Here is a 3559-nt window from a genome sequence, read left to right as displayed (position 1 = left end):
GTGCAGCAAACGGCCGTGGTCCTACGCGCGCAGCTTTTTCGGCCTGGTGGATCTGGTGTCGAGCCTGCCACCGCTGCTCACCCTGGGGATCCCGGCCGGGCAATCACTGTTGATTGTGCGCGTGCTGCGGCTGCTGCGGGTGTTCCGGATCCTGAAGCTGGGCTCCTATCTCGATGAGGCGCAGCTATTGCGCCAGGCCTTGGTGGCCAGCCGCCGCAAGATCAGCGTGTTTCTGCTCACGATCGTGGCGCTGGTGGTGCTGATCGGCACGCTGATGTATGTGATCGAGGGCGAGCGCAGCGGGTTCACCAGCATCCCGGTGGGGATCTACTGGGCGATCGTCACGATCACCACGGTGGGCTACGGCGATGTGACACCCGTCACCACGCTCGGGCGCTTCGTGGCCTCTCTGGTGATGCTGCTGGGCTACAGCATCATTGCGGTTCCCACTGGCATCGTCACTGCCAGCCTGCAGGAGGCGCAGCGGGAACAGCGTCAATCCAGCACCAGCACCAGCACAGGAAGCTGCCCCCATTGCGGGAAGCCGCTCAGCAACTGAGCAGCCGCTCCATCGTCTGATCAGCCAGGGCAATGCCACCGAGCCGCTCCACCTCGCGCACGCCGGTGGGGCTGGTCACATTGATCTCGCTGAGGCGGCCATCGATCACATCGATGCCCACGAAGAACAGACCTTCCGCCTGAAGCGCCGGAGCCAGCTCCGCACAGATGCGCCGTTCCTGATCCGTGAGCTCAGTGGCTTCCGGCGCACCGCCCACCGCCAGGTTGCTGCGGAATTCCCCTGGGGCCGGCTTGCGGTTCACCGCGCCGAGGGGTTCACCGTTCACTAACAGGATGCGCTTATCGCCGGCGATCACAGCCGGCAGGAAGGCCTGCACCATCACCGGCAATGTCTGCTGGTTGGTCACCAGCTCCAGTAGCGCCTTGAAGCCAGGCGCACCGGCGTGGCTACGCACCACACCCTGGCCAGCCCGGCCACCGAGGGGCTTGAGCACCACATCGCCATGGTCGGCAGCGAAGGCGGCCAGCTGCTCAATGGTGCTGCCCACAAGGCTGGGCGCCATCAAGTGGCTCCAGCGCAAGGAACCGAGCTTCTCGTTCCAGGCCCGCAGCGAGGCGGGACGGTTGAGCACCTTCACGCCCTGCCGCTCCGCCAGCTCGAGCAAGTGAGTGGCATAAAGGTAGGCCTCATCCACCGGCGGGTCTTTGCGCATCCACACCCGGGGGAAGGAAGTGAGCGGCAGCCAGCGAGGCTCATCTGCTTCAAACCAGGGATCGGGGAGATCCCAGCCATCGGCGGTGGGCCGGATCTCCGCCAGGCGGATCGGCTGAGCGAGCACCATCGGCTCATGGGCCTGGTTGGAACCTCGTACCGCCAGCTGGGCTGGGGTACACACCCACACCTGCTGGCCTGCCCGCTGGGCTGCCTGCATCAGGGCCACGCTGGAATCTTTGGTGGGGCGCAGCTGCGCGATCGGATCGATCACAAACAGCTGGGCCTCACGGCCGCTCTCGATCAGGCTCAAGCCGCAGCTCCGAGCAGCACATCGAGCTGACCGCTGCGCTCCAGCGCATGCAGGTCGTCGCAGCCGCCCACGTGCTGGCCGTCGATGAAGGTCTGCGGAACGCTGCGGCGACCACCGCTCTTGGAGGCCATCACCGCGCGAGCGGCCTCATCGCCATCAATCGCATATTCGGTGTAATCCACGCCCTTGCGGTCCAGCAGCGCCTTGGCCCGGATGCAGAACGGACAGGCGCGCCAGGTGTAGATCTCAACGTTCGCCATCAGGGCGTGCTGCGGTGAGCTGGATCCTAGAAGCGGCCCACCTGAACCCAGCGCAAGCACCGAAACCAACCATGGTCATTACCATGGTCATAAGCCGCTCAGTGCTGCCATGGTTCAGAGCATCAGCGCCAGCCAGTTCAAGGCCCGGTGTCTCGGCCTGATGGACGAGGTGGCGCGCAGCGGTGAACCCTTGGTGATCACCAAGAACGGCGTACCCGTGGCGGAACTGCATCCCACCCGGGGAACCAGGCGACCCACACCCTTTGGCCTGCACCCGAGCACACGGCTGATCGGCGATGTGGTGGCCCCGTTGAACGAGCCTTGGAGCGCTCTGGAGTGATCCTGCTCGACACGCACGTTCTGCTCTGGCTGGACAGTGACGCACCCCAACTGGGCCTAGAAGCGCGGAGGCGCATCGAACAAGCCTGGCGGAGCGACCAGGTGGTCGTGAGTGCGATCAGCTTCTGGGAGGTGGCCATGCTGGAGAAACGCGGGCGCATCACCCTGGAGAGCACTCCGCGGCAGTGGCGCGATGACTGGTGCGCGGCGGGTCTCAAAGAGCGCCCCGTGGATGCCCCCGTGGCACTTACGGCTGTGGCCCTCGAGGCCTTCCACGCCGATCCCGCTGATCGCTTCATCGTGGCGACGGCCCTCACCGAGCAAGCCCTGCTGATCAGCGCCGATCTCGCCATCCTCAACTGGAGCAATGGCTCCCTCAACCGCCTCGACGCCCGCCATTAGGTACGGTCGATCCAACGTTCAACACCCGCCGGTGCTCGACCTCACCGACTTCAAGCGCGACCTCTCCGAGCTCACTGACCGCCTGGGCAATGCCCAGGACTGTCTTTGACGTTCCTGCACTGAAAGCACGCCAACAGGACCTCGAGCAGCTCGCCTCCCAGCCCGACTTCTGGGACGACCAGAAACAGGCCCAGGCCAAGATGCGCCAGCTCGATGAGGTGAAGGCCCAGCTCGAGCAGCTCAGCCAGTGGCAGGCGGCCGTGGCCGACGCCGAGGCCACTGTTGAGATCTACGGGCTTGAGCCCGACGAGGAACTGCTGGGCGAATCCAATGAAGCCCTGCAGAAGCTACGGGCCGATCTGGATCGCTGGGAGCTGGAGCGCTTACTCAGCGGCCCCTACGACAAGGAAGGCGCCGTGATCAGCATCAACGCCGGCGCCGGCGGCACCGACGCCCAGGACTGGGCGCTGATGCTGATGCGCATGTACACCCGCTGGGCCGAAGACCACGGCATGAAGGTGACCGTGGACGAACTCAGCGAAGGGGAAGAAGCGGGCATCAAGAGCTGCACGATCGAGATCGAGGGCCGCTACGCCTACGGCTACCTGCGCAACGAGAAGGGCACCCACCGGCTGGTGCGCATCAGCCCGTTCAACGCCAACGACAAGCGGCAAACGAGCTTTGCCGGCGTGGAGGTGATGCCCAAGATCGAGGAGGAGGTGAAGCTCGACATCCCCGACAAGGACCTGGAAATCACCACCTCCCGCTCGGGCGGTGCCGGCGGCCAGAACGTGAACAAGGTGGAAACGGCCGTGCGCATCCTGCATATCCCCACCGGCCTGTTCGTGCGCTGCACCCAGGAGCGCTCCCAGCTCCAGAACAAGGAGAAGGCGATGGCCCTGCTGATGGCCAAGCTGCTGGTGATCGCCCAGGAGCAGCGGGCCGCCGAGATCGCCGACATCCGCGGCGACATCGTGGAGGCGGCCTGGGGCAACCAGATCCGCAACTACGTGT

Annotated in this window: 5 protein-coding genes and 1 pseudogene; 4 read left to right on the top strand and 2 right to left on the bottom strand. The window is 65.3% G+C overall.

Annotation, left to right across the window (positions count from 1 at the left end; genetic code table 11):
* A partial coding sequence (locus ACIQ2E_RS13380) for an ion transporter (protein ID WP_398331496.1) occupies positions 1-559 on the top strand: 559 nt, incomplete at its 5' end.
* Here the strand turns inward: ACIQ2E_RS13380 and gshB are convergent.
* Positions 549-1544, bottom strand: coding sequence for a glutathione synthase (gene gshB / locus ACIQ2E_RS13375; RefSeq protein ID WP_398331493.1), 996 nt, complete (start codon positions 1542-1544; stop codon positions 549-551). The two genes, ACIQ2E_RS13380 and gshB, sit on opposite strands and share 11 nt — an antisense overlap.
* Entirely contained in the window at positions 1541-1804 is a 264-nt protein-coding gene (grxC, locus tag ACIQ2E_RS13370; RefSeq protein ID WP_398331490.1) for a glutaredoxin 3, read from the bottom strand. Before grxC ends, gshB begins: the two co-directional genes overlap by 4 nt.
* A gap of 109 nt (positions 1805-1913) precedes the next feature.
* Here grxC and ACIQ2E_RS13365 point away from each other — a divergent pair, with 109 nt between their 5' ends.
* From ACIQ2E_RS13365 to prfB, 3 genes and pseudogenes are all read left to right on the top strand, one after another.
* Positions 1914-2144, top strand: a complete 231-nt coding sequence (locus ACIQ2E_RS13365; RefSeq protein ID WP_398331487.1) for a type II toxin-antitoxin system Phd/YefM family antitoxin — start codon at positions 1914-1916, stop codon at positions 2142-2144.
* Positions 2126-2545 carry a type II toxin-antitoxin system VapC family toxin gene (locus ACIQ2E_RS13360; protein ID WP_398331484.1) on the top strand — a complete coding sequence of 140 codons (420 nt, stop codon included), beginning with the start codon at positions 2126-2128 and terminating at the stop codon, positions 2543-2545. The genes ACIQ2E_RS13365 and ACIQ2E_RS13360 overlap by 19 nt, the downstream gene beginning before the upstream one ends.
* 31 nt (positions 2546-2576) lie before the next feature.
* Positions 2577-3559, top strand: a pseudogene (gene prfB, locus ACIQ2E_RS13355) (peptide chain release factor 2); the annotation flags it as partial.

This window comes from Vulcanococcus sp. (assembly GCF_044369115.1).
Lineage (GTDB): Bacteria > Cyanobacteriota > Cyanobacteriia > PCC-6307 > Cyanobiaceae > Vulcanococcus.
Note: the sequence above shows the minus strand (reverse complement) of the source record. Positions and strands in the feature narration are given on the sequence as shown.